At 69.5% G+C, this 25,032-nt stretch carries 25 protein-coding genes, 1 tRNA gene and 1 riboswitch; of the genes, 10 read left to right on the forward strand and 16 right to left on the reverse strand.

Annotated features, from left to right (window positions below; genetic code table 11):
- Nucleotides 1-97 precede the first annotated feature (97 nt).
- Nucleotides 98-556, forward strand: a complete 459-nt coding sequence (locus tag ACIBI5_RS15025) for a hypothetical protein (RefSeq protein WP_397247031.1) — start codon at nucleotides 98-100, stop codon at nucleotides 554-556.
- Between the two features lie 592 nt (nucleotides 557-1,148).
- On the opposite strand, the gene ACIBI5_RS15030 is transcribed toward ACIBI5_RS15025, so the two are convergent.
- Both ACIBI5_RS15030 and ACIBI5_RS15035 read right to left on the reverse strand, forming a co-directional pair.
- Nucleotides 1,149-2,222, reverse strand: a complete 1,074-nt coding sequence (locus tag ACIBI5_RS15030) for a hypothetical protein (RefSeq protein WP_397247032.1) — start codon at nucleotides 2,220-2,222, stop codon at nucleotides 1,149-1,151.
- A gap of 531 nt (nucleotides 2,223-2,753) precedes the next feature.
- Complete coding sequence (locus ACIBI5_RS15035) at nucleotides 2,754-3,269, reverse strand: hypothetical protein (protein WP_397247034.1); 516 nt, start codon at nucleotides 3,267-3,269, stop codon at nucleotides 2,754-2,756.
- A gap of 159 nt (nucleotides 3,270-3,428) precedes the next feature.
- On the opposite strand from ACIBI5_RS15035, the gene ACIBI5_RS15040 reads away from it, so the two are divergent.
- A complete protein-coding gene (locus ACIBI5_RS15040; protein ID WP_397247036.1) occupies nucleotides 3,429-3,965 on the forward strand; it encodes a peptidylprolyl isomerase in 537 nt (178 codons plus the stop codon).
- Between the two features lie 44 nt (nucleotides 3,966-4,009).
- Complete coding sequence (locus tag ACIBI5_RS15045) at nucleotides 4,010-4,864, forward strand: rhomboid family intramembrane serine protease (protein WP_397247037.1); 855 nt, start codon at nucleotides 4,010-4,012, stop codon at nucleotides 4,862-4,864.
- 34 nt (nucleotides 4,865-4,898) lie between these two features.
- Here the strand turns inward: ACIBI5_RS15045 and ACIBI5_RS15050 are convergent, their stop codons facing one another.
- Nucleotides 4,899-5,174 (reverse strand): cell division protein CrgA, encoded by a 276-nt coding sequence (locus tag ACIBI5_RS15050; RefSeq protein ID WP_397247039.1) that lies wholly within the window; start codon nucleotides 5,172-5,174, stop codon nucleotides 4,899-4,901.
- Between the two features lie 116 nt (nucleotides 5,175-5,290).
- On the opposite strand from ACIBI5_RS15050, the gene ACIBI5_RS15055 reads away from it, so the two are divergent.
- Genes ACIBI5_RS15055 through ACIBI5_RS15065 form a run of 3 tightly spaced genes read left to right on the forward strand, consistent with a single transcriptional unit; the run spans nucleotide 5,291 to nucleotide 6,666 of the window.
- A complete protein-coding gene (locus tag ACIBI5_RS15055) occupies nucleotides 5,291-5,926 on the forward strand; it encodes a class E sortase (protein WP_379615698.1) in 636 nt (211 codons plus the stop codon).
- A 1-nt stretch (nucleotide 5,927) separates the two neighbouring features.
- Complete coding sequence (locus ACIBI5_RS15060; RefSeq protein WP_397247041.1) at nucleotides 5,928-6,086, forward strand: hypothetical protein; 159 nt, start codon at nucleotides 5,928-5,930, stop codon at nucleotides 6,084-6,086.
- Nucleotides 6,087-6,093: 7 nt separating this feature from the next.
- The gene (locus ACIBI5_RS15065; protein WP_397247042.1) at nucleotides 6,094-6,666 is read left to right on the forward strand and encodes an anthranilate synthase component II; all 573 of its coding nucleotides are present in this window, start codon (nucleotides 6,094-6,096) and stop codon (nucleotides 6,664-6,666) included.
- Between the two features lie 137 nt (nucleotides 6,667-6,803).
- Here ACIBI5_RS15065 and pknB read toward each other — a convergent pair whose 3' ends face one another.
- The 7 genes from pknB to ACIBI5_RS15100 all read right to left on the reverse strand — a co-directional run bounded on the left by pknB (nucleotide 6,804) and on the right by ACIBI5_RS15100 (nucleotide 15,547).
- Nucleotides 6,804-8,642 carry a Stk1 family PASTA domain-containing Ser/Thr kinase gene (pknB, locus tag ACIBI5_RS15070; RefSeq protein ID WP_397247044.1) on the reverse strand — a complete coding sequence of 613 codons (1,839 nt, stop codon included), beginning with the start codon at nucleotides 8,640-8,642 and terminating at the stop codon, nucleotides 6,804-6,806.
- Between the two features lie 94 nt (nucleotides 8,643-8,736).
- Entirely contained in the window at nucleotides 8,737-10,185 is a 1,449-nt protein-coding gene (locus ACIBI5_RS15075) for a serine/threonine-protein kinase (RefSeq protein WP_397247046.1), read from the reverse strand.
- Entirely contained in the window at nucleotides 10,182-11,648 is a 1,467-nt protein-coding gene (locus ACIBI5_RS15080; RefSeq protein WP_397247048.1) for a peptidoglycan D,D-transpeptidase FtsI family protein, read from the reverse strand. The genes ACIBI5_RS15075 and ACIBI5_RS15080 overlap by 4 nt, the downstream gene beginning before the upstream one ends.
- Nucleotides 11,645-13,009: an FtsW/RodA/SpoVE family cell cycle protein gene (locus tag ACIBI5_RS15085; RefSeq protein WP_397248024.1), complete on the reverse strand. Its 1,365-nt coding sequence runs from the start codon at nucleotides 13,007-13,009 to the stop codon at nucleotides 11,645-11,647. Before ACIBI5_RS15085 ends, ACIBI5_RS15080 begins: the two co-directional genes overlap by 4 nt.
- A 44-nt stretch (nucleotides 13,010-13,053) precedes the next feature.
- The gene (locus ACIBI5_RS15090; RefSeq protein WP_397247050.1) at nucleotides 13,054-14,322 is read right to left on the reverse strand and encodes a Stp1/IreP family PP2C-type Ser/Thr phosphatase; all 1,269 of its coding nucleotides are present in this window, start codon (nucleotides 14,320-14,322) and stop codon (nucleotides 13,054-13,056) included.
- Nucleotides 14,319-14,789, reverse strand: a complete 471-nt coding sequence (locus tag ACIBI5_RS15095; protein WP_397247052.1) for an FHA domain-containing protein — start codon at nucleotides 14,787-14,789, stop codon at nucleotides 14,319-14,321. Before ACIBI5_RS15095 ends, ACIBI5_RS15090 begins: the two co-directional genes overlap by 4 nt.
- Before the next feature lie 17 nt (nucleotides 14,790-14,806).
- Nucleotides 14,807-15,547, reverse strand: a complete 741-nt coding sequence (locus ACIBI5_RS15100; RefSeq protein WP_184959026.1) for a DUF3662 and FHA domain-containing protein — start codon at nucleotides 15,545-15,547, stop codon at nucleotides 14,807-14,809.
- Nucleotides 15,548-15,747: 200 nt separating this feature from the next.
- Between ACIBI5_RS15100 and ACIBI5_RS15105 the strand changes: the two genes are divergently transcribed.
- A tRNA-Leu gene (locus tag ACIBI5_RS15105) sits at nucleotides 15,748-15,830 on the forward strand.
- A gap of 384 nt (nucleotides 15,831-16,214) precedes the next feature.
- Here the strand turns inward: ACIBI5_RS15105 and ACIBI5_RS15110 are convergent.
- On the reverse strand, nucleotides 16,215-17,231 hold the full coding sequence (locus ACIBI5_RS15110; protein ID WP_397247054.1) for a hemolysin family protein: 1,017 nt from the start codon (nucleotides 17,229-17,231) through the stop codon (nucleotides 16,215-16,217).
- A complete protein-coding gene (locus ACIBI5_RS15115; RefSeq protein ID WP_397247056.1) occupies nucleotides 17,228-18,577 on the reverse strand; it encodes a hemolysin family protein in 1,350 nt (449 codons plus the stop codon). The genes ACIBI5_RS15110 and ACIBI5_RS15115 overlap by 4 nt, the downstream gene beginning before the upstream one ends.
- 430 nt (nucleotides 18,578-19,007) lie before the next feature.
- Here ACIBI5_RS15115 and ACIBI5_RS15120 point away from each other — a divergent pair, with 430 nt between their 5' ends.
- On the forward strand, nucleotides 19,008-20,084 hold the full coding sequence (locus ACIBI5_RS15120) for an LCP family protein (RefSeq protein WP_397247058.1): 1,077 nt from the start codon (nucleotides 19,008-19,010) through the stop codon (nucleotides 20,082-20,084).
- A gap of 295 nt (nucleotides 20,085-20,379) precedes the next feature.
- Here the strand turns inward: ACIBI5_RS15120 and ACIBI5_RS15125 are convergent, their stop codons facing one another.
- Nucleotides 20,380-21,030, reverse strand: coding sequence for a GPP34 family phosphoprotein (locus ACIBI5_RS15125; RefSeq protein WP_397247060.1), 651 nt, complete (start codon nucleotides 21,028-21,030; stop codon nucleotides 20,380-20,382).
- Between the two features lie 53 nt (nucleotides 21,031-21,083).
- Between ACIBI5_RS15125 and ACIBI5_RS15130 the strand changes: the two genes are divergently transcribed.
- Nucleotides 21,084-21,962: an Fpg/Nei family DNA glycosylase gene (locus tag ACIBI5_RS15130; RefSeq protein WP_379615673.1), complete on the forward strand. Its 879-nt coding sequence runs from the start codon at nucleotides 21,084-21,086 to the stop codon at nucleotides 21,960-21,962.
- Here ACIBI5_RS15130 and ACIBI5_RS15135 read toward each other — a convergent pair.
- Entirely contained in the window at nucleotides 21,955-22,434 is a 480-nt protein-coding gene (locus ACIBI5_RS15135) for a DUF1203 domain-containing protein (protein WP_397247062.1), read from the reverse strand. The genes ACIBI5_RS15130 and ACIBI5_RS15135 overlap by 8 nt on opposite strands.
- Before the next feature lie 60 nt (nucleotides 22,435-22,494).
- A complete protein-coding gene (locus ACIBI5_RS15140; RefSeq protein ID WP_397247063.1) occupies nucleotides 22,495-22,818 on the reverse strand; it encodes a rhodanese-like domain-containing protein in 324 nt (107 codons plus the stop codon).
- A 76-nt stretch (nucleotides 22,819-22,894) separates the two neighbouring features.
- Nucleotides 22,895-23,009, forward strand: a riboswitch (TPP riboswitch).
- Here ACIBI5_RS15140 and ACIBI5_RS15145 point away from each other — a divergent pair.
- Nucleotides 23,002-24,372: a purine-cytosine permease family protein gene (locus ACIBI5_RS15145; protein WP_397247065.1), complete on the forward strand. Its 1,371-nt coding sequence runs from the start codon at nucleotides 23,002-23,004 to the stop codon at nucleotides 24,370-24,372. Its footprint overlaps the riboswitch before it by 8 nt.
- A gap of 1 nt (nucleotide 24,373) precedes the next feature.
- On the opposite strand, the gene ACIBI5_RS15150 is transcribed toward ACIBI5_RS15145, so the two are convergent.
- Nucleotides 24,374-24,898, reverse strand: coding sequence for a methylated-DNA--[protein]-cysteine S-methyltransferase (locus tag ACIBI5_RS15150; protein WP_397247067.1), 525 nt, complete (start codon nucleotides 24,896-24,898; stop codon nucleotides 24,374-24,376).
- Nucleotides 24,899-25,032 lie beyond the last annotated feature (134 nt).

The following is a 25,032-nucleotide window of genomic DNA, read 5'->3' on the forward strand; positions in this document are numbered from 1 at the left end:
TAAAGCCAACCTGAAGATCATTTAGGGCGCCTTCAGCCTCTCTTCAGGTACGGCAGAGCAGATTCGTTCTCGTCCGACCCACACGACAGGAGAATTCATGTTCAAGCGACGCGTAATGGTCCTCAGTGCGGTAGGCGTGCTGGGGCTCGCCGCCCTGGCCGGATCGGCGATGGCCGACGAGACACCCGCACCCGGCGCAGGCGGCAAGGTCGTCTGCACCGACGAGAACGGGAAGGTCGTCGCCGAGCTCACCCAGTCGACCAAGGCGATCGCCATCGACAAGGACGGCAAGGTCACCACCTGGGCCGACGCGGAAAGCGTGCCCGCCGAAGGCGCCACGCTCAACCCTGACAAGGACGCCGAGAAGGCCGACGACCCAGGCAAGGGCGGCGTCCTGGAGTTCACGGAGGCGGTGCCGGCCCTTCCGGCCGAAAAGGGCACGGACCAGGGCGGCCAGGCGGAGGCCGGTTCCAAGCCTTCACTGAACGTGATGGGCACCCCGCCCGCGGACGGACTGGCCAAGACGGTCTCCATCAAGTGCGAGAAGGCCGACTAGCCACACCGGCAACCATTCCTTACCGGCTACCGGCTACCGGCCCCGCCGGTGACATGTCCACACCGGCGACCACGACCGACCACGGTTGACCCCGATCGATCATGACTGGCCACGATCGATTAGGACCGGCCATGGCTCGCCGTGGTCGACCACGACCGGCGACAGTCGATCGCAGCCGACTGTGGCCAACCGCGACTGGTCGTGACTGGCCGTGTCTGACCACGACCGGCGCCAACCGGCCGCGGCTGGTCTTGACCGACCACGATCGGCGGCGACCGACCGTGATTGGCCGCGCCCGACCGCGCCTGACAGCGGCCCGGTCGCGCCCGACCGCGCCTGACAGCGGCCCGGTCGCGCCCGACCGCGCCTGACAGCGGCCCGGTCGCGCCCGACCGAGACCGACAGCGGTCTGACCACAACCGGCCGCGCCTGACAGCGGCCCGGCTGCAGCCGACCGCGACCGACCGCGACCGGCCACGGCCGACAGTGGCCGATCAGTTGGGTGTGGTGCGTCGTGATCAGGTGACGGGCTGGGGCGTGCGCCGGCCGTACGGACGGGGAGTACGGGCGGTGGGAGGTTCTGGTGTGGGATCTAGGTGAAGGTTGGGTGCGGGCCCAGGGCCCAGTATTCGTACAGGCCGTGCCCGACCTGGCCGTCGTATTCGAACCGGCCGACCGCGTCGACCATGCCCCACATGCGCGCCGCGTCGTCCGGGAGCGTATAGGTCACACCCTGGACCACCGGGTCCGGACCCTGGTACATCCCGTGCTTCCAGTCGGGCTCCAGGCCGTACCCGGTGCCGACCATGAGGTGGACGGGCAGGATCGGACGGGCGCGTACCTCGAACGGCTTGCCGCCGGGCGGGGAGAACCCGATCACGGCCTCGACCACGTCACGGGTGCCGGGGGCGTAGACGGGCTGGTATTCGGGGCGGCCGAGGTACTCCTCCTCCCGGCCGTCCGACCAGACCCGTGTCGCCTCCTCCAGCACCCTGCGGCCCTTCTCGTCCTCCTGGATGATGCAGAGGATCGCGTGGTCGTCGAACTGCATGGGCGCGTACAGCCAGTAGAACGTGCCCGGGTTCTTCGACTGGATGCCGGGCGGCTCGGGTTCGCCCACGGGTCGTACGCCCCAGGAGCGGTCGCGGGTGCCCTGCCAGCGGTCCGGGGTGACGGCGATCTCCTCCTCCCCGATCCGGATATTTCCTGACCACCGTCCGGTCTGCGCCATCCGTACCGAATCGAACATGACCCGCTCCTGCCAGCGCACGAAGTGGCGCGGCTCCAAGGTCGCCGGGATCGTGCCCTCCCAGGTGAGGTCGAAGGACAGGCCATGCTCGTTCGGCTCCAACAGCACCCGGAGCCGCTTGAGCCCTTCGATGACCTCCACCCGGAACGGGCCGATCTCGGTGTTCATCCGGTCCGCGCCCAGCTCCCGCGAGGCGCGGACCACCCGGTGCAGCCGCTGCGTCCTGACGCAGGCGAAGGCGTCGGTGACACCCAGGTTGGGGTACTGGCCTACGCCGATGATGAGCATGAGCTCGTCGGTGGCGGCGTGGCAGTTGAAGTAGTAGCGGTCGTAGAAGTTGCGGTCGGAGGTGGCCACGTGCCGCATGACCTGGGGGGCTTGGTGGATCGGGTAGTCGTCCAGGGGTGAGAGCGCCATGCCAGCGTTGTAGCAAGCGCTTGGTACAACGTCAACGCCCACCCCCTGCCCAGCCCCTCCGCCCGGCCCGCGTGCCCCGCGCCGGCTTGCCCGCTCTGGTCTGCGCTGTGCCGCTGCTCGGGCAGTGCGGTGTCCGGGCGCGGGGTGCCCAGGGCGCGGGGCGGGAAGCGCGGGGTGCCGGGCAGCGGGGTGCCGGGCAGCAGGCTGGGAAGCGCGCGGTGCCGAGCAGTGGGCTGGGAAGTGTGGGGTGCCGGGCGTGAAGTCCCGGATGTGGGGTCCGGGGTCCGGGGCGCGAGGCTGGGAAGCGTGCGGCGCTGGGCAATGGGTGCCGGGCAGCAGGCTGGGAAAGCGCGCGGTGCCGGGCAGTGGGCTGGGAAGTGTGGGGTGCCGGGCGTGGGGTCCCGGATGTGGGGTCTGGAGTGGGGGGTCTGGGGTGCGGGGCAGCGGGTGGTGGGGAGTGTGTGGGGGTGGGGGCAGGTTGGGGTAGCAGAAAGCGCGCCACCCCTAGGTGGCGCGCTTTCTGCGGATAAATCAGGACATCTTGCGAGATGCCTCGTTGGCCGTGGACGAGATGTGGTCCGCGGCCTTGTCCGCCGTGTCAGAGACCCGGTCGGCAGCCTTCTCCGCCCGGTCGTTCACCCACTGTGAGGCGTCCGAGGCGGAGTCCTTCATGTGGTCAGTCCACTGCTGCGCGTTGCGGCGGTAGAACATGTAGCCCATGGCGCCCACCGCCAGACCGGTCATCAGCAGGATCACCGGCCACCGGCGGGACTTGGGCGTGGGCGTCGGATCGATCTTGTGCGCGGCTTGGGTCAGCATGGTGCTGACCGCCGGCGCGAGCCGATCCTCCACCTGATGCGCCGCGTCTTCCAACCTGGGCGCTGCCCAGTAGCGGGCATCTTCGATGCGCTGGGCGGTGGCCACTTTGGCCTGGTCCGCCATCGGCGCGAGCCGGCGGCCCGCCTGCACGGCCTGAGCCTTGACGCGGCCCATCCATGTATCGGGTATTTCGATCACCGCACGGCGTCTTCTAAGTGTCAGGGACACGACAACCTCCCCTGTCATTGGGGCCCCGGAGCGTGACCTTCCCGGTACAAGGCGGCTCAATCATCGTGAGCCGTGGGAGGATGCTGCCAACGGCCCGAGGGCCATCGACATCAAAACACCACAAAACCAACCCTGTGCATAGAGGGGGGCAGCTGTCTCGTGGCTGAGAAGCTGATCGCAAACCTGAAGACAAACCACGGCCTGATCCGTATCAAGCTCTTCCCTGAGCTTGCTCCGAACACGGTCGCCAACTTCGTCGAACTCGCCGAGGGGACGCGCGAGTGGACCCACCCGGAGACGGGGGAGAAGTCCACCAAGCCGCTCTACGACGGCACGATCTTCCACCGCATCATCGACGGCTTCATGATCCAGGGCGGGGACCCGCTCGGCCAGGGCATCGGCGGCCCCGGCTACGCCTTCGACGATGAGATCCACGCCCAGAACAACTTCAACCGCCCGTACCTGCTGGCCATGGCCAACGCGGGCATCCGCATGGGCAGGGGCACCAACGGCTCGCAGTTCTTCATCACCGTGAGCGCCCAGCCGCACCTCAACGGGGGTCACACGATCTTCGGCGAGGTCATCGAGGGCAAGAACGTCGTCGACGCCCTCTGCAAGGTGCCGACCGGTCGCAACGACCGGCCGGTGCAGGACGTGGTCATCGAGTCGCTCACGTTCGACCGCCAGCCCGCCTGAGTTCGCTTGCGCGTCGGGCGGGCTGCAGGCCGTAGGCTGCGAGCATGACCAGCCAGCCGCCCAGCCCGCCCGAGCATCCCGCCGAGGCGGTGCCGACGTGTTACCGGCATCCCGACCGTGAGACCTGGGTTCGCTGCCAGCGCTGCGACCGGCCCATCTGCCCCGACTGCATGCGCGACGCCGCCGTGGGCTTCCAGTGCCCCGAGTGCGTCGCCGAAGGCAACAAAGGGGTACGGCAGGCCAAAGCGGCCTTCGGCGGCACGGTCGTCACCACGCCCTACGTCACCTGGGCCATCCTGGCGGTCAACATCCTGGTCTTCGGCGCGCAGTACCTCACCGGCAACGCCGTCACGGCCCGCCTGGGGATGTGGCCGATGGGCGTCGCCTTCGGCGAGCAGTACTACCGGCTGATCACCGCCGCGTTCGTGCACGGCGGAGTTTTCCACATCCTGTTCAACAGCTGGGCGCTGTACGTCGTCGGCCCCTACCTGGAGCGCGCCTTCGGGCACGTGAAGTTCACGGCCATCTACGTCGTCAGCGCGCTCGGCGGCTCCACGCTCGGCTACTGGCTCGACACGCCCGACACGCTGACGGTCGGCGCGTCCGGCGCCATCTTCGGCCTGTTCGGCGCGATCTTCGTGGTCGGCCGTAAGCTCAACATGGACGTGCGCGGCATCGCCGTGCTGATCGTGATCAACCTGGTGATCACGTTCCTGCCCGGGTTCAACATCAGCTGGACCGGCCATGTGGGCGGCCTGATCACCGGATCCGCGCTGGCCGCGGCGCTGGCGTACGCCCCCAAGAACAACCGCGCCCTGGTGCAGACGCTGACCGTGGTGGGGGCGGTGGTCGTCCTCGGCGTGCTCGTGTTGCTCCGGACGTCCGCGATCGTGAGCTGACTTTCCCCAGGTGTGGAAAAGACTGTGGAAAGAACTAACGCCAGCGGGTGGAAAGCACCACACCGAAGATGATGAAAACGAACCCGATCAGCAGGTTCCAGTTCTGTAGGTCGCCGAGGAAGGGCGCGTCGGGCGCGATGTAGTAGACGGCGATCCACAGGATGCCGATGATCCACGTGCCCACCATCGTCGGTGCCAGCCAGCGGGGGCTGACCTTGACCTGCTGGGTCTTCTGCGGCGGTGTGTAAACCGCCTTCTTGCGAGCCTTGGGCTTGGACACTGGATAACTCCTGCTGAGGGCCTGGGGCATCCGGATCGTCCACAGGCTCTGTGGTTAGCGTAGTTGAAGCGTGGCCCAGGATAGTCGCCACGCGCATGACATGGCGATCCCCAGGGAACCGGATCAGTCACGAATACCCTGGCCGGGTGAGGGCCATCCTGCGGAGCGTGGGCGAGCTGAGCATCACGGCGGGCGTGATCATGCTGCTCTTCTGCGCTTACCTTCTCTGGGGCACCAGCGCTTACACCCAGCGCCAGCAACTCCTGCTGCAGCAGCAACTCGCGGAGGAGAGCGCCACTCCGGCGCAGCCGGCCGCCGACGGCAAGATCCCGAAGATCTCGCTGGGGAAGGCGATGGCGCTGCTGCGCATCCCCAAACTGGGCCGCGACTACCGCTACGCGGTGGTGGAGGGTGTGGAGACCGACCACCTGAAGAAGGGGCCGGGCCACTACCCGGGTACGGCCCTGCCCGGCCAGGTGGGCAACTTCGTCGTCTCCGGTCACCGGACCACGTACTCGGCGCCCTTCAACCGGATCGACGAGCTCCAGCGCGACGACGAGATCGTCGTGGAGGCCCGCGAGGCCCGCTACACCTACCGGGTCACCTCCCAGGACATCGTCGAACCCAACGAGATCGAGATCATCGCCCCCGTCCCCGGCAAGCCCGACATCAGCCCCATCCGCTCATATATCACGCTCTCTACCTGTCATCCCGAGTACTCGGCCGCCCAACGGCTGATCGTCTACGGCGTGCTCAAGGAGACCGAGGAACGAAAGGTCTGACATGTACGGCTGGCTCTGGCGCAAGCTCCCCGCCCCGCTGGGCAAACGGCTCCTGACGGCCGCGGTCCTGGCCGCGATCGCGGCGGCCGTACTCTGGTATGTGGTTTTTCCCCTGCTCGAACCCGCGGTGACGCTCGACGAGGTCACCGTCAGAAAGTGAGCTCCACGTGACGAGGGTGCTGGTCGTCGACAACCACGACAGCTTCGTCCACACGATCGTCCAGTACCTGCGCGAACTGGGCGCCTCCTGCGACGTGCGCCCGCGCGACGAGGTGCTGCCGCCCGACGCCGACGCCTTCGACGCGGTGCTGATCAGCCCGGGGCCCGGCACCCCCGAGGCGTCCGGCATCAGCGTCCCGCTGGTCCACCACGCGGCGAACCGCGGCCTGCCGCTGCTGGGGGTGTGCCTCGGCCACCAGGCCATCGCCGTCGCCTACGGCGCGACCGTCTCGACCGCCCCCGAACTCATGCACGGACGCACCAGCCAGGTGGAGCACGACGGCAAGACCCTCTACGAGGGCCTGCCCAGCCCGGTCGAGATGACCCGCTACCACTCGCTGGCCGTGGACCCGGCCACGGTTCCCGACGTCCTGGACGTCGTCTCCCGGACCCCCGACGGCGTCATCATGGGCCTGCGCCACCGCACGGCACCCGTGGAAGGCATCCAGTTCCACCCAGAGTCGATCCTGTCCCATCATGGGCACCGACTCCTGGCGAACTGGCTGAACTCGACGCTGTAACGCGCTCGGGGCCGCGCACGACTACTCATTAAGCGTCCCCGCCGTTGCCCCCGAGCGGCGGGGACGCCTTTTCGCGTCACCACCCCCGGGAACGCCGACGGGCCCCCCGGGAAAACCGGAGGGCCCGTCGTCCGGCCTCAGAAGCCGCCGTCGTCGCCCGGAGGATCGTCCTCCGTCGGCTCCCCGGTCGGCTCGTCCGTGGGGAACGGCGGGTCGGTGGTGGGCGTGTCCGTCGGCTGCACGTCCGGCCCGGTGGAGACCACGATCGTGACCGTGGTCTTGGGCGCCACCTTGGTCCCCTCACCCGGGTTCTGCTGGATGACGACGCCTTCGGGCTTGTCCGGGCTGGACTGCGGGACCACCTTGACCCGGAACCCGGCCGCGCGCAGCGCCGCGGCGGCGTCGGCCTCGGTGAGGTCGAGCACGCTCGGCACCTCCGACAGCTCCGCCGGCACGAAGAGCGTGACCGTGCTGCCCTCGTTGACCTCGGCGCCCGACTCGGGGTCGGTCTTGTACACCTTGCCCTGCGACTTGCCGGACACCCCGGTCTTGAACACGGGTTTCAACCCGAGGTCGGTCAGCATCGTCCGGGCGGCGTCCTTGTCGAGCCCGATGAGCCCGTCCGGCACCTTCACCTTCTGCACGCCCTTGGACACGGTGAGCGTGACCTCGCCGCCCTTGGGCACCTCGGCGCCGACCGCGGGGTTGCTGGAGATCACGACGCCCTTCTTGACGTCGCTGCTGAACTCCTCCACCACCTTGGGCGTGAGCCCCAGCGTGGTGAGCTGCGTCTCGGCTTCCTTCTGGGTCATGCCGGTCAGCAGCGGCACCTTCACCGGCGCCGTGGTGGTGGGCGTGCCGCCGCCGCCTCCGCCGAGGAAGGCGTACGCGACACCGATGAACGCGCCGATGATCAGCAGCGGGATCACGATCCACAGGGCGGTCTTGACCGCCTTGTTGCCGCCGCCGCCCGCGCGCCGGCGACCGCCCCGGCCGCCGTGCTCGGTCTCGCCGTACTCGTAGGGCGGGACGGCGCCGGTGCGGCCGGTGGCCGGGCCGCCCTGCTGCTGCGTGGCGGCCATGGTGCGGGTGCCCGCGCCGTAGTTGGTCATCGCCATCGTCTGCGCGTCGACCGGCATCCCGGACATCGCGCGCTGTATGTCGGCGCGCATGTCCTGGGCGCTCTGGTAGCGCTGGGCGGGGTCCTTGGCCATCGCCTTGAGCACGATCGCGTCGGCCCACGCGGGGATCTCGGGGTCGATCTGCGACGGCGGGATGGGCTCCTCGCGCACGTGCTGGTAGGCGATCGCGACGGGGGAGTCGCCGGTGAACGGCGGCTGCCCGGTCAGCAGCTCGTAGAGCACGCACCCGGTGGAGTAGATGTCGCTGCGGGCGTCGACGCGCTCGCCGCGGGCCTGCTCCGGCGACAGGTACTGGGCGGTCCCTATCACCTGCGCGGTCTGCGTCATGGTGGCGGCCGAGTCGGCCATCGCGCGGGCGATGCCGAAGTCCATCACCTTGACGTCGCCGGCCCGGGTGATCATCACGTTGGCCGGCTTGATGTCACGGTGGACGATGCCGCCGCGGTGGCTGTAGTCGAGCGCGCGCAGGATGCCGTCGACCAGCTCGACCGCGCGCTCCGGCATGAGCCGCCGGTCCTGGCGCAGCAGGTCGCGCAGCGTCCGGCCGTCGACGTACTCCATCACGATGTAGGGCACGGGGGTGCCCTCGGTGCCGTCTTCGCCGGTGTCGTAGACCGCGACGACGGCGGGGTGGTTCAGGGAGGCCGCCGACTGCGCCTCACGCCGGAACCTGGCCTGGAACGTGTGGTCCCTGGCGAGGTCCGCCCGGAGCGTCTTGATGGCGACGATGCGGTCCAGCCGGATGTCTCGGGCGCGATACACCTCGGCCATGCCGCCGCGCCCGACGACACCGTCGAGTTCGTAGCGACCACCGAGTAGCCGAGGCTGAGTCATTTCCTGCACTGTCCCTTACCGTTCATCTTGGGTACCGGCCTGCACCGTGCTGTAACGAGTGGCCGCCGGTGTCCATCATCGACCCCGAGACGCATCACGTCTCCTCCTTCGGCGGGTTTGTGTCACCCGGGTCAGGTGAGGCCGTCGGTGTCGGTGTCGGCGACATCGTGGGCGTTGGGGTGGGTGTCGGAGTCGGGGTCCGGGTCCGGGTCGTCGTCGGGGTCGGTTTCGGAGTCGGCTTCTGACTTGGAGTTGCCGACGAGCTTACGGTAGCTGACCGCGAGGTTACCGGCCGCGTCGACTTCACCGGAACCACCGAGGGGCGCGGGGTCGGCGTCTTCGTCTTGCGCGGTTTGATCTCCGCGGGCCGGTTGAGCGACGCCTGGGTGGGTTCGGCCACGTCAGGTGGTGGTGCCTCCTGCCCTCTGGCCACCATGAAGGCGCCGAAACCCACCGCCGCCACGGAGGCCGCGGTGGCGAAGAGCACAACGGTGCGCCGGCCCTTGCGGGCCGCCGGGGCCTGCCGCGTGGTGAGGGGCGCGCCGCCGCCGAGGTCGTCGGTGGTGCGATCGGACCCCTCCGGCTGCGCGTACGCCTCGCCGTACCCCTGAGCGACGCCCTCGACCTCGCCCGATCGCGGCCCGCTCGCTTCACCGGTGTACGGCTCCCGCACCCGGAACCCGGCCGGGTCGGTGAACATGCTCAGGTCGGTCCGCTGCTGGAGCGCGGCCAGCGAGTCGCGCAGCACGTACGCCCGATCGGCCAGCTCCATCGCCGAGGCGGGCCGGCGCTCAGGGTCCTTCGACAGCAACGCCATGATCAGCTCGCGCACCGGCCGCGGCACGTCCACGCCGAGCGGCGGCGGCGACTCGTTGAGATGCATCAGCGCGATGGCGACCTGGGTGTCGGCCTGGAACGGCGGCCGCCCGGCCAGGCACTCGTAGGCCACGACGCCGAGGGAATAGAGGTCTGTCGACGGGGTGAGGGTGGTGCCCTGGGCCTGTTCCGGGCTGACGTACTGGGCGGTGCCGAGGACGGTGCCCGTCTGGGTGACCGGCGCGGCCTCCAGGGCCCTGGCGATGCCGAAGTCGGTCACCTTGATCTTGCCGTCGGGGGTGACCATCAGGTTGCCGGGCTTGATGTCGCGGTGGATCACGCCGGAGCTGTGGGCGGTGTGCAGCGCCTTGGCGGTCTGGTGGATGACGTCGAGCGCCACGTCGGGCCCGAGCGAGCCGTTGCGCCCGAGGATGGCCGACAGGGGCTCGCCCTGGACCAGCTCCATCACGAGGAAGGCCAGGTCGGCCTCCTCGCCGTAGTCGAAGACCTGCGCGATGCCGGGGTCGGCGAGCCCGGCGGTGATGCGCGCCTCGTTGCGGAAGCGGCTGCGGAAGGTGGGGTCGCCGGAGACGTGGCTGCGCAGCACCTTGACCGCGACCTCGCGGGCGAGCAACTGGTCGCGCGCACGCCACACCTCGCCCATGCCGCCCGCGGCGATGCGGGAGACGAGGAGGTAGCGGTTGGCCAGCTGCGTGCCCGGGGTCACTTGTTGAGCACCGCCTCGGTGATCGCCTTGCCGATCGGGGCGGCGACGCCACCGCCGGTGGCTTCCTCGCCGACTCTGGCGGCGCCGGACTCGACGAAGACGGCCACGGCCACCTGCGGGTCCTGGGCCGGGGCGAAGGAGATGAACCAGGCGTGCGGCGCCTTGCCCTCGCGGGTCTCGGCGGTGCCGGTCTTGCCGCCCACCTCGACGCCGGGGACCTGGGCGGTCTTGGCGGTGCCGTTGGCGACCACGCTGACCATCATGCTCTTGAGCTTGGCGGCGTTCTCGGGGCTCATCGCCTCGGAGAACTCCTCGGGCTCGCCCTCGTCGACCGCGTCGCCCTTGGCGTCAGTGATCTTGTTGACGAGGTACGGCTTCATGACCGAGCCGTTGTTGGCGATGCCCGCGGCGACCATGGCCATCTGCAGGGGCGTCATCACCGCGCTGCGCTGGCCGATCGAGGTCATGGCGATGGCGGCGGGGTCGTCCGTCTCCTCCTTGCCGATCGTGCTGGCCTCGACGCCCATGGGAATGCTCAGCGGCTCGCCCACGCCGAACTTCCTGGCCTGCTCGGCGATCTTCGCGTAGCCCAGCTCCAGGCCGATCTTGCCGAACGGGGTGTTGCACGAGCGCTCCAGCGCGTACACCATCGGCACCTGGCCGCCGCCGCAGGCCGCGCCGCCGTAGTTGGGCAGCGTGGTGGTGGTGTTCGGCAGGGACAGGCGGGTGGGCGCGTCCACGACCGTCTGGCCGTCGCGGCTGGAGTCGTCCTCCAGCCAGGCGGCGGTGGTGACGACCTTGAACGTCGAGCCGGGCGCGTAGAAGTCCCCGATCGCGCGGTTGATCAGCGGCTTGTCGGGGTTCTTCTCCAGCTTGTTGTACGCCGCGAACGCCTGCGGCTTCTCCGGCACCGAGATCTTGGCCGGGTCGTAGGTCGGCAGCGAGACCAGGGCGAGGATCTTGCCGGTCTTGGGCTCGATCGCGACCGCGGCCCCGCGCTTGCCGCTCTGGCGCAGCGCGTCGTAGGCCGCCTTCTGGGCCTTGGGGTTGAGCGTCAGGTCGACGTTGGCGCCCTTGGTGGGCTCGCCGGTGAACAGGTCGATGCTGCGCCGCAGGAGCAGGTCGGCGCTGGAGCCGTCGAGCAGGCTGTTCTCGGCGCGCTCGACGGCCGACTCGCTCTCCGGGGAGAAGAAGCCGGTGACGTGCGCGTAGAGCTCGCCCTCCGGGTACTCCCTGAGGAACTTGAACGGGCCCTTGGTCTCCGTGGACTGCGCGAGGATCGTCTTGCCGCTGGCGGTGATGCGTCCGCGCTGGACGGCGTACCGCTCGAAGTAGTTGCGGTTGTTCCTGGAGTCCTCGCGGTAGTTGTCCGCCTTGACGGCCTGCAGATAGTTGACGTTGATCATGAGCAGCGCGAACATGGCCAGGCAGGCCACGGCGGCGCGCTTGAGTGTGCTGTTCATCGCTGGAACACCTGCGTCAGTCCTTCGTCCTGGATCGCCTGGGGCGGAGGCCTTCTCGCCGCGTCCGACATGCGTACCAAAAGGGCGATAAGTATCCAGTTAGCCAGTAGGGCGGAACCACCCTGGGACATGAACGGCGTGACCAGGCCGGTCAGCGGGATCAGGTTCGTCACGCCGCCGACGATGATGAAGACCTGCCAGGCCAGCAGGAAGGAGAGGCCGCCCGCCAGCAGCTTGGTGAACGGGTCGCGGGCCGCGATGGAGGTGCGCAGGCCGCGCTCCACGATCAGCGCGTAGACCATCAGCAGCGCCATCAGGCCGGTGAGCCCGATCTCCTCGCCGGTCGCGGCGAAGATGAAGTCGGAGAAGGCCAGCGGGATCAGCTCGGGGTGCCCCTGCCCGAGACCGGTGCCGAGAATGCCGCCGGAGCCCATCGCGAACAGGCCCTGCATCAGCTGCTCGCTGCCGCCGATCTTGGTGAAGAGCTCGGGGTCGCCCGGGTTGAGGAAGACCTCGAACCGCTGCTGCACGTGGTCGAAGACCAGCCCGGCCAGTACGGCGCCGCCCACGAACAGCAGGATGCCGATGATGACCCACGAGATGCGCTGGGTGGCGACGTAGAGCATCGCGATGAACGTGCCGAACAGCAGCAGCGAGGAGCCGAGGTCCTTCTGCATGACCAGCACGCCCAGGCTGACGCCCCAGGTGATGAGAACGGGGCCGAGGTCGCGGGCGCGGGGCAGGTCGATGAAGAGCAGCCGCCGCCCGGCCAGCGCGAGCACGTCCCGCTTGGCGACCAGGTAGCCGGCGAAGAAGATGACCAGCGCCAGCTTGGCGAACTCGGCGGGCTGGATCTGGCCGACGCCCGGGATGCCGATCCAGATGCGGGCGCCGTTGATCTCCTGGCCGAGGAACGGGATCAGCGGCGAGATCAGCAGGAAGATGCCGACGGCCCCGGCGGTGTAGGTCAGCCGCTGCAGCGCGCGCTGGTCGCGCAGGAAGATCAGGGTGGCGCTGAACAGCACGATGCCGATCAGCGTCCAGAGAAGCTGCGTGTTGGGCGAGGCCAGCTTGGCCGACGGCAGCGGGGAGTCGGACTCGGACAACCGGTAGATCATCACCAGGCCGAGGCCGTTGACGAGCGTCACCAGCGGCAGGATCAGGGGATCCGCCCAGGGTGCGAACTTCGCCAGCACCAGGTAGGCGGCCAGCATGAGCCCGCCCAGGCTGAGGCCGTACGTGAGCATGCCGGACGGGATCTTCTCGTCCATGGCCAGGCCGACGTTGGCGTACGCGCCCATCACGACGACCACCGCGAGCGCGAGCATGAGAAGCTGCGCCACACGCCGTTTCGCGGGCATGGGGACGGGGGCTGCTGCCACTTCGTTACTCACCTGTTCGGACCCTACTGCGACTTCTTCGTCGCTGTCGGGGTGGGCGAGGTGGAAGCCGGCGGAGTTGACTTGTTCGTGGAGGGCTTCAAGCCGCTGATCCTCTTGATGCCGTCATCGATGCTTTCGACAGGGATGCCCTGCTGGATGTCGGCTTTGTCGGGGTCTGAAAGGGTGGATACCTGCAGGCCGGTCCCCTTGACTACTTTGAAGAGCTCAAGCGGCCCGACTTGTTGCTGGATGCCGCGATATATGACCACTTCGTCGCCCCTAGCTCCGACGAAGAACTGGTCCTGGGTCCATTGCCAACCGACGTAGCCGCCGACGCCTACGACGACCGCGCCGACGGCGAGCACGGTGACCAGCACGGGCCACACCCGGCGACGCTTCGGCGAACGGCGGGACGTCTGGACGCCCGGCTCGTCGAAGTCATCGTCGGTGATGGCCGGCTGGGGCGCGGTCACCGCGCTTACTCGCCCCGCCGGATTGCCCGAGGGGTGTGAGCGATTCATGCCCGCCGCGCCGACGACCGCGGCCTCCGCGGGCACCTGCTGCCCGTCGGTCAGCTCGATCACGTCGGCGAGCACGCACGTGATGTTGTCGGGACCGCCGCCCCGGTTGGCCAGGTCGATCAGCTGGCGCACGACCTCTTCCGGGTCGTCGATGTTCGTCAGCGTGGCGTGCAGCGTCTCCGCGCTCACCACACCGGACAACCCGTCGGAGCAGAGCAGGTAGCGGTCGCCGACCTGCGCCTCGCGGAGCGTGAGGTCGGGATCGACCTCGCCGCTGCCGTCGAGCGCCCTGAGCAGGATCGACCGCTGAGGATGCGTCGCCGCCTCCTCGGGGGTGATCCGCCCGTCGTCGACCAGCTGCTGCACCAGCGTGTGATCGTGGGTGATCTGGTAGAGCTCCCCGCGCCTGAGCAGGTAGGCGCGCGAGTCGCCGACGTGCACCAGGGCGACCTGGGTGCCGTTCCAGAGCATGGCGGTCAGGGTGGTGCCCATCCCCTTGAGGCTCGGATCCCTGCCCACCATCTCGTGCAGCTTGCGGTTGGCGTCGCGTACCGCTGCCTCGATGGCGTTGAGCAGGTCACCCCCCTGCTGGGCCTCTTCGAGTGAGGCCATTGCGGCGATGGCGACAGAGCTCGCCACCTCGCCGTGTGCGTGCCCGCCCATACCGTCCGCGACGGCGAGCAGGCGGCCGCTAGCGTACGCCGAGTCCTCGTTTCCTTCGCGGAGGAGGCCGACGTCCGAGCGGGCGGCGTAGCGGAGTGCGATGGTCATTTGCGCAATTCAATGACTGTCTTGCCGACGCGGATCGGAACACCGAGCGGCACCGGGGTCGGACGGGTGACTTTTGAGCGGTCGAGATACGTGCCGTTGGTCGAACCGAGATCTTCCACGATCCACTGACCGTCCTGAGGGAAGAGCCGGGCATGCCGGCTGGAAGCGTAGTCGTCGCTGACTACCAGCGTGGCGTCGTTGGCCCGGCCGATGGTGATGGGCGTCTCCGTGAGGTTAATGGTGGTGCCTTGCAGGGGGCCACCCGTCACAACCAGTTGGCGTGGCTCGCCCTTCTTGGGCTTTGGCTTTGCCACGGGTTTGGTGGGTTTGGCGCCCTTGCGTGGCCCCGCGGGAGCAGTGCGTGACCCGAACAAGTCAGTCCGGATCACGCCGACTGCGGCAATGACGAAAAACCACAGCACCGCCAGGAAGGCGAGCCGGATCAGCAGCAGCGTGAGCTCGGACATGGACCGTTTGTCTACCCCTAATCGCGCCGGAACACCAGGGTCGTGCGTCCCAACGTCACTCGCGTGCCGTTCTGGAGCTCGATCCTGCGTACCGGCTGGCCATTGACGAAAGTGCCGTTCGTGGATCCCAGGTCGACGAGCGCCACCTGCTGGCCCTCGACGCGTAGCTCCGCGTGGTGACGGGAGACGCCGGGATCGACGAGACGGAGATCGCAGTCGGTGCCCCTGCCCAGCAAGGTCACCGGCGTGGTGAGCTCGTAGGAACGGTCGCCCTGGGGGTCGTCCTGCGTGGAGACGAGCAGGCGGGGCCTGCCGTTGAAGGCGTTCGGCCGCGAGGGCGGCAGGTCGCTGGCCGGCTGGCGGATCTCGTCCTGCTCGACCGTGGCGCCGCGGATGACGCCCGACCTGATGCGGAACAGTCCGACCGCGAGGTCGTTGGCCGTCTCGAAACGCACCCGGACCGGTCCCACGAAGGAGTAGCCCTGCTCTTTGGCGTACTCCCTGGCGAGGTTGGCCAGCTCGTGGCTGATGCTGTCGGCGTAGACCTCAAGCCGTTCGCTGTCCGTGGTGGACAGCTCAACCACGAAGTCGTTGGGCACGAGTGTCCGACCCTGGGCGACGATCGCCGCGCGCTCGTCCATCTCACGCTGGACCGCGCTGGCGACCTCGACCGGCTGAAGGTCAGACTTGAACGCCCGCGCAAAGGCCCCCTCAACCAAGCCTTCGAGCCGTCGCTCGAAGCGCTGAAGGACTCCCACCGGGTACCTCCCTTCCTCCGTGCATATGATCGCGGCCGCCAAGAAGCTGCTGCTCCTGGGCTTCCGCACGTTCCACGCGACCGTGAGCCAGGCGCTCGTCGGCAGTCGCGCCCAGCTCATCCGCTCCCGTGTCTTATGCGATCGTATCCGGGTTCAGTACCAGCGGCAGTTCCGTGCTACTGTTTCTCCGCACCCAACAAGGGCGGGTGGCGGAACGGCAGACGCGCACGGTTCAGGTCCGTGTGTCCGAAAGGACGTGAGGGTTCAAATCCCTCCTCGCCCACGCGATTCGGCGGAGGCTTGTGGTCGTAGCCCCATCAGGGCTTCTCCCGCAGGCCTCTTCGCATTTCTCCCGGGGGATAACCCCCGGACCTCCAGCAGGGCTTTCGCCCCTCGTTGATTCCCGGTTTGTGCTTTCGCCCCCGGTCATCGTGATTGCCAGGTCCTTCCTGTTTCCCGGGGTGTTGTTCCCGGGCTCTGATGCTTTGGCCTTGCTGGTGGCAGACCCACAGTGACGAAACGAACCCTGGTTCGCAAGAGCCGGGGCTCTTCTTTTTTGCCATGCGCGCAGCGAGCGCCCGCGTCCGGAGAACCTAGACGCGGGCGCTTGCAACTCGCTTTCTAACCGCTTTCGCGGGTTTCGCCATGAGCGGACAAGATTTGACCTTTAGGCGGCGATCGCCCGCATGTCGAGGAGTTCGCCCAGAAGGTCGGTCAGGCTCACCAGGCCGATGACGGTGCCGTCCGCGCTGGTCACGAGGCCCAGGTGGGCTCGTGCCTCCTGGAGGGCCGTGACGGCCTCGGGAACCTGGGTGACGCAGGCCAGCCGGGGCAGCGGCCGCGCCAGCGCGGCCGCGGTCGCGTCCTTGTGGAGCAGCGCGTCCCGGGCGTGCAGGACGCCCTGGACGTCGGTGCCCGAGCCCACCAGCAGCCTCAGGTGTCCGGTTCTGGCCGCGACCTCCTTGATCTGACCCGCCGTCGCCTCCGGCGGCACGCAGGCGGCCTCGGCGATGGGGACCATCAGGCGTTCGATGCCCTCGGCCTGCAGACGCAGGGCCCGGGTCAGCAGGTCGTGCTCCTCGCGGTCCAGCAGGCCCATCCTGGCCGACTCGCCCACCAGCATGGCGAGCTGGCGCGGCGTCCTGGTCGTGGCCAGCTCGTCGCGGGCCTCGACGCCGAACAGGCGCAGGATGAGATTGCTCACTCCGTTCAGCGACCACAGCAGCGGCTTCATCAGCGACGTGAACGCCCTGAACGGCACCGTCAGCAGCAACGCCGCCCGCTCCGGGTGAGTCAGCGCCCAGGACTTCGGCGCCATCTCGCCGATGACCATGTGCAGGAACGTGACCAGCGCCAGCGCGATCGTCAGCGCGATCGGCATCCGCAGCGACTCCGGTACGCCGATCGCGGCGAAGACCGGCTCCAGGAAGTGCTCGATGGCCGGTTCCGTCACCTGGCCGAGACCCAGCGTGCACAGCGTGATGCCGAGCTGGGCGCCGGCCAGCATGAGCGACAGCTGCCTGCTGCCGCCCACGGCGGACTTGGCGGCGAACCTGACCATGCGGTTGCCGCCCGTCGCCACCTCTTCCAGGCGGTGGCGCTTGGCGGAGACGAAGGCGAACTCGGCCGCGACGAACAAGGCGTTGAAGGCCAGCAGCGCGAGGCTTATGATGATCATGGTCATCGGGCGGCCCTCGCGTGGTGCTGTACCGGCGCCAGCCGTACCCACTCGGGGACCCTGCGGCTGAGCGACAGGACCGTGAGTTCGGCGAGGTGCTCATCGGGGTCTTCGGAGAACGGGTCGGTCTCCGGCGTGCACTCGACCGTCACCGCGTCGCCGGGCTCGGCCATGCGGCCGAGCCGGGCCAGCACGAGTCCGGCCAGCGTGTCGTAGTCGTCGCTCTCCGGCAGGGCGATGCCCGTCGCGCGCTCGACCTCGTCGAGGCGGAAGGAGGCGGGCACCTCCCAGGTGCCGTCCGGGTGCTCGGTGGCGCCTTCCGGCTCGGGGTCGTTCTCGTCGACGAGCTCGCCGACCAGCTCCTCCGCCAGGTCCTCGGCCGCGACGACGCCGGCCAGGCCGCCGTACTCGTCGATGACGCAGGCGATGTCGTCCTTGGCCTGGCGCATGCGCTCCAGCACCAGCGGCAGGGGAAGGGAGTCCGGCACCAGCAGCGCGGGACGGGTGATCTCGGCGATCACGCCTTCCTCCCGGCCGGAGGCCAGCAGCTCGCGTACCCCGGTGACACCGGCGACGTCACCGTCGGCGCCCAGGACGGGGTAGCGGGAGTGGCCGTGCTCCCGGATCGCGTCGACCAGGTCGGACAGCGGCCGGTCGGAGCGGAGCACGACGACCCGCGGGCGCGGCACCATGATCTCCTCGGCGTTGCGGTCGCCGAACTCCAGCGCGCGCTCCAGCAGGTCCGACAGGCGCGGGGGCAGTTCGCCCGCCTGGGTGGACTCGGCGATGATCCGCGAGAGCTCCTCGGGGGTGGCGCCGTGCTCCACCTCCTCGACCGGCTCGACGCCCACCTTGCGCAGCAGGCCCGTCGCGGCGGAGTCGAACAGCCGCACGAGGGGGCCGACCACGGCCAGGTAGACCAGCGTGGAACGGGCGAGGAACTTGGCGACGGCCTCGGGCCTGGCGATGCCGAGGTTCTTGGGGGCCAGCTCGCCGAGGACCATCTGCACGACCGTGGCGACGAACACGCCCGCGGTGACGGACAGGCCGGTGATCACGGCGGGCGGCAGGCCCTGGTCGGTCAGCCAGGGCCGCACCAGTGTCGCGATGGCCGGCTCCGCGAGGAAGCCGACGAGCAGCGCGGTGACGGTGATGCCCAGCTGGGCGCCCGACAGCATGAAGGAGAGCCGGGAGGTCACCTGGAGGGCCTTCTCGGCGGACTTGTCGCCGGCCGCGGCCTGCTCGCGCAGGATTCCCCGGTCAGCGGCGACGAAAGCGAACTCCTGCGCGACGAAGTAACCGGTCGCGACGGTGAGGAGGAGGAGGGCCAGCAGGCCCAGATAGGCGCTCACCGCAGTGAGCCGCCTTCAGCGGAACCCGTGCTCGTGCACGGGCAGCTACTCCATGGGTCCGAAGCGGACACAATCTTCCCTTCGATAGAGGTCGTCCATAAACCGTAACGACGCTGGTGGCGTCAGATGTTTCCGGAGTGACCCACAGTGTGTTCCGCGTACTTTTCCGTGGGAAATCCTTGGCGGGACGCATCCACTGGTGGGGGGCTCGACGTAGCGTTATGGCAACCGATGGGAGAGGGAAGACGTGGCAGAGGAAGATCGCACGCGCCCGCTGCGCTCGCCGGGCGAGGGCCGCCCGTTGCCGAGCCGGCCTGATGACGGCATGCGGTCGGCCGGAGCTCCGGCACAGCAGTTTCCGCCATCTCCGGCGGAGCCGCCGCGCTCTGCCGGGCGAGTCTACGGCCGCGAGCGTCCCGGCAACAGTCCGGTGAAGCCGCTGAAGGGGCGTGGCGGCGGCGGGGGCGAGGTGCCGCCCACGGCGGTCCACCAGGGCGGCGGCGGGCCGTTCAACCGTCCACCGGCCAAGCCGCCCCGCACCGGACGGCGCCGGCCCATCGGGAAGATCATCGCGATCAGCGTGGCGGGCCTGCTGGTGTTGCTGCTGGTGGCGGCCATCGGCATGTTCTTCTGGGTCAATTCCCGGCTCACCGGCATCCCGGGCGTACTCGACGACTACGAGGGCCGTCCCGCCGACACCCCCGGCACCAACTGGCTGCTGGTCGGCTCCGACAGCCGCAAGGGCCTGTCCGCCGCCCAGCGCAAGAAGCTCGCCACCGGCCGCGCCGCCGGGCAGCGCACCGACTCCATGATGCTGCTGCACGTCCCCGAGGGCAGCGACAAGGCGACGCTGGTGAGCCTGCCGCGCGACTCCGCGGTCACCATCCCCGGCAAGGGCCGCAACAAGCTCAACGCCGCCTACACCCTCGGCGGGCCGAAGCTGCTCGTCAGAACCCTCGAGAACGTCACCGGCCTGCGCATCGACAACTACATGGAGATCGGCTTCGCCGGGTTCGTGGACATCGTGGACGCGATCGGCGGCGTCGAGATCAACGTGCGGGCCGACATCAACGACCCCAAGGCCGGGCTCAACCTCAAGAAGGGCAAGCAGGAGCTGACCGGCGGCCAGGCGCTCGGCTACGTCCGCACCCGCAAGGGCGGCGCGCTGCCGGACTTCGAGCGGACCAAGAGGCAGCGGCAGTTCCTGGGCGCGGTGGTGAAGAAGGCCGCGAGCCCCGGGGTGCTGATCAACCCGTTCACCTCGATCCCGCTGGCGGCGAGCGCGACGGACGCGGTCGTGGTGGACGAGTCGACGGGGGCGTTCGACATGTTGTCGCTGGGGCTGGCGATGGGCGACAGCCCGGTGACCACGGTGGTGCCGTTCGGCGGCAACGAGATCGCCGGCGGCGGCACGGCCGTCAAGTGGGACACCCAGAAGGCGCTGGCCCTCTTCAACGCCCTGAAGGCCGACAAGCCCGTCCCCAAGGACATCCTCGACGCCAACTGACCACGTCTTTCGTCACGGGCGGTCTTTCCGTTACGGCTGCGCCGCCCCCACCCCACCCGCCGCAGCCCCTGACCCTCCGTCCAGGGACACGGCGGGCAGGGCGCGCGGGCGGCCCGCCGCAACACCGCCCCGCCGGCACGCGCCGGGACCGAGGCGGGCACACCCGCTCCTGGGGCACACCCGCCAACAGCCCGCTCGGCAAGCACGCCCTGGCCCGTTCGGGGGCTTCCGGATCCCGGTGGGTGGGTCTCCCGGCGCATGGGGTCTGGGCGGGTCGGGTCTGGGGTGGGTCGGGTCAGGTCGTCGTGGTGGCGGTGATCGCGGCCGTGGTGGCCGTGATGAGGATGACCGAGTTGATGGCGGCGATGGTCTTGGCCACCGCGTCGCCCGCCCACTGTCCCTCGGCGATCTCCTTGACCCGCTTCCTGTCGGCCCCCGGGAAGGCCTTGCGGTCCAGGTTGGCGGCGTGCAGGACCGCGATCAGCACGGCGGTGCGCGCGTCGGGCTCGGCGCCGCCCAGGACGGCGGCCACCCGGGCGCGGATCTCGGCCTCGACCCGCCCGTCCACCTCGGGCCAGCGCGAGGTGGGGAACAGGCCGAGCACCTTGGCCCGCTCCTCGCTCAGGACTTCGGCGGCGGCCAGCCGTTCGAGAAGACGCTTGCGGAGTTTGCCCGAGTACAGCTTCTGCACCCACCACACCGGGCGGCGCGCCTTGCCGTCCTCGGCCATGCGGGCGAGGACGGCGTCGAGTTCGGGGTCGCCGAGCGGGGCGGCGTTCTTGACGGACACCTTCTTGTCCGAGAGCTCCAGCCGGTCGTTGATCGCCAGCTCGGCGAGGATGGAGCCGCCCAGCGCGGTGTCCAGTTGCGTGCCGGGGATGAGCTGTCTGCCCTCTTCCTCGCTGTGGGCGAGAAGGAGGACTTCTTCGGCGATCGTCACGTTCATACCTTGACCCTAGCGCCGTGTTTTCCACAGCCTGTGGACCATAATCTGGATGCATGCCCGAACTTCCAGAAGTGGCGTCGCTCACCGATTTCCTGCGTGAGCGGGCTGTGGGCCGGACGATCCTGGCCGTCGACGTGGTCGCCTTCCAGGCGCTGAAGACTTTCGATCCGCCCGTCAGCGCGCTCGGCGGGCTCACCGTGACCGGCGTGGCGCGGCACGGCAAGTTCCTCGACCTCGACTGCGACGGTCTGCACCTGATCATCCATCTGGCGCGCGCCGGGTGGCTGCGCTGGAAGGACGACCTCTCGGGCGCGAAGCCGGTCCGTCCCGGCAAGGGCCCGCTGGCGGTCCGGGTACGGCTGGCGCCCGACGACGAGGGCCTGGCCCCCGGGTTCGAGCTGACGGAGGCGGGCACACAGAAGCGCCTGGCCGTCTATGTCACGAAAAATCCGGATGAAGTGCCGGGCATCGCCTCGCTCGGCCCCGACCCGCTGGCCGACACCTTCACCGTGGACGTGCTGAAGGGGATCGTGGGTGGCAACCGTACCCAGATCAAAGGTCTTCTGCGCGACCAGAAGGTGATCGCGGGCATCGGCAACGCCTACTCCGACGAGGTGCTGCACGCGGCCAAGATGTCCCCGTTCAAGATCGCGGCCTCGCTGACCGACGCGCAGGTGGCCGATCTGCACGAGGCGATCGTCGCCACGCTGCGCGAGGCGGTCGAGCGGGCGCACGGGGTGGCGGCCAAGGACCTGAAGGCGGAGAAGAAGTCGGGCCTGCGCGTGCACAACCGGGCCGGGCAGCCCTGCGACGTGTGCGGCGACACCATCAGGGAGGTCTCGTTCGCCGACTCCTCGCTGCAGTACTGCCCGACCTGCCAGACGGGCGGCAAGCCGCTCGCCGACCGCCGTCTGTCGCGCCTGCTCAAGTAGCCCGGTGGGCGGCGAACTGGAAGCAGCCGTACTCGACCGCCCGTACGTGGACCAAGGCCACCTCGGGGTCGGAGAGCACCTCCTTGAGCGCGACCTCCGGGTCGGCGCCCTCGGGCAGGAGGCGGCCGCCGTGGATGCGCCCGTCGGCGGTGTAGGCGCGCAGGACCCGCTGGGCGGTGTGGGCGGCGGGCCAGGCGGTCGTGCCGGGCCCCTCGCACGGCTCGGCGTGGACGAAGATGGGCCCCAGCTCGTCGTAGGGCCCGGGGTCGGCGCCGGTCTCGGCGGCCCAGCGCCGCAGCGGCGCGTACGACACCAGGGCGATCCGCTCGCCCGCCGCAGCCTTGCGCAGGCAGCACCGCAGCGGCGCGCCGCCCGTCTCGTCGATGCTGAAGCGGGGCGCCCGGCCCGCGTCGTCCGCCCGGAGCAGCTCGCGCACGATCACCGGGTCGATGGCGCTGATCTCGTATTCCATGCTCCGATGCTCTCCCGGCCGCCCGCCCGATGCTGGCGGCGGTCGGACCTGGCATTCGGGTCAGGCCACGAACGGCTCCTGGCCGCCCTCGCTCACCATCGGGCGCCTGGCCGCCTCCCACGACTGCATGCCGCCGCCCACGTTGACCGCCTCGCGGCCGACGTGGTTGAGCCAGGCCGCCGCGTGCGCCGAGCGCCCGCCGACCCGGCACACCACGTACACGGGCTGCCCGGCGGGCACCTCGTCGAGACGGGACTGCAGCTCGCCCATGGGGATGTGCACGGCGTCGGGCGCGTGCCCCGCCACCCACTCGCCCTGCTCACGCACGTCAAGCAGATACGCGTCCGCGGGCACGTCCTTGGCCTCGATCTCGGGAACCGTCATGTACCCATTCTCCCAGGCCTCAGGACCGCCCGGTGTCTTGCCACCCGCCGGGCGAATGGCATAATCCGCCTGAAACTTACATAAGCGCGGGAGCTCGGGCACGGCCGGGCTGAGAGGGCAATCCCCACGCATTGCCGACCGCATGAACCTGACCGGGTAATGCCGGCGTAGGGAGCGTTCACGATGACGCGTGTCGTCGATGGATCACACCACTCTGATGAACCCCACCACTCGGAGGTGGCCCTGACCCTGGACGGGGCCACGCCGAAAACCCTCGGCGTGCTCGACCAGGGCGCGCTGTGGGCCAACCTCGCGGTCAGCCTGCTGGGCTTCTCCGGTGCGCTGCTGCTGCTCAACCCCCTGGGCGACGCGCCGCTGAGCCTGGCGGCGGCGCTCACCGCCACCGCGGTCGGCAGCCTCATCGGCACCGCCATGGTCGGCCTGTCGGCCATCCCCGGCACCCAGACGGGCAAACCGGCGATGGTCCTGCTGCGCGGGCTGTTCGGCGCCAAGTTGTCCTACATCCCGACCGTGCTCAACATCGTCCAGATGATCGGCTGGGGCGCGTTCGAGCTCTGGGTCATCTCCAACGGCGCGATGGCCATCTTCGGTACGGCGGTGCCGTACGCCGTCTGGGTGCTCGTCGCCGGGGCGATCACCACGGGGCTGACGATCTGGCCGCTGGGCGCGATCAGACTGCTGCGCAGGTACGTGACGATCGGCGTGATCATCGCGATGGTCTGGTTCGCCGTGGACTTCCTGGGCAAGGCGCCGCCGCAGACCGGTGGCGACTGGACCGCGTTCGCCCCGGCCGTCGACTACGTGATCGCGCTGTCGATCTCGTGGGTGCCGCTCGCGGCCGACTTCGCGCGGCACTCGCGCTCCAGCAGGGCCGCCTTCACCGGCGTCGTGGGCGGCTACACGCTGGCCCAGATCGCCTGCCTGGGCCTGGGCGTCTACGCGGTCGCGCTGGCCGGGACCTCGGCGGTCGCGGCCAACTCCACCGCGGTGTTCGCGCCGTTCGTGGCGGCGCCGCTGGGCGCGCTGTTCTTCGCCATCCTGGTGCTGCGCGAGACCGACCAGTCGTTCGCGAACGTGTACTCCACGACCGTCTCCCTGCAGAACCTCATGCCGAGAGTGGACCGGCGGATCTTCTCCACCGCCATCGGCGTGGTGACGGTCGCGATCGCGCTGGCCGTGGACGTCACCTCCTACGGCGCCTTCCTCGGGGTCATCGGCGCGGTCTTCGTGCCGATGTTCGCGGTGCTCGCCGTCGACTACTTCCTGCTGGGCGGCGGCACCCGGTGGAACACCGCGGAGAACGCGCCGGCCCGCTGGTCGATGCTGATCCCGTGGGCCCTGGGCTTCGCCGCCTACTGGGTGACCACGGGCACGCCGACGGTCGAGGCGTGGGACCGGATCTGGCTGCCGTTGCGCGAGGCCGTACGCCAGCCGTGGATGAACGGCGCGCTCGGCGGCGCCATCGTGGCGGCGCTGGTGACGTTGCTGGTCGGGCTGCTCGGCCGCACCCGCGGGCGGGCGGCGGTGAAGTGAGTCAGCGGCTCTCGACGGTCAGGAGGTGGCGCTTGGCGGCGGCGCCTCCGGCGTAGTCGCCGAGCTCGCCGTCGGCCTGCACGATCCGGTGACACGGGACGATCACGCAGACGGGGTTCTGGGCGAGCGCGTTCCCGACCGCACGCAGCGCGCGCGGCCGGCCGATGCGCTCGGCGATCTCGCCGTAGGTCGTGGTCGTCCCGTACGGCACCGCCATCATCTTCTGCAAAACCGTCTTGGCGAACGGCGTGGCGAGGGTGAGGTCCACCGGCGTGGTGAACGTGCGCAGGCGCCCGGAGAAGAACGCGTCGAGCTCGCGGCGCACCGGGTCGAGCCGGGCGGCGTCGGGCCCGATGAAGGAGCCGAACTGCTTGGCGACCCGCTCGAACACCGTGTTCTCTTCGTCGAAACTGCAGGTCACGACCCCGCGCGCGGTCACGGCGAGGACGAGTCTGCCGACCGCGCCGTCGTAGGGGCCGAAGGCGACGTCGGGCGGGTCCTCGCTGCGGTAGGTCGAAGAGGTCACGCGGAGCAGGGCATCGAGGTCACCGCTCGACATACCCTCACCCACTTCGCCACCTGGGAACCCGTGACCGCAGCGTATCGGACGGATCGCCCGACGGAAGCACCTCGCCACGGGCACTATGGAGATGTGGGAGA

This window comes from Nonomuraea sp. NPDC050540 (genome assembly GCF_044457485.1).
In the GTDB taxonomy this organism is placed as follows: domain Bacteria; phylum Actinomycetota; class Actinomycetes; order Streptosporangiales; family Streptosporangiaceae; genus Nonomuraea.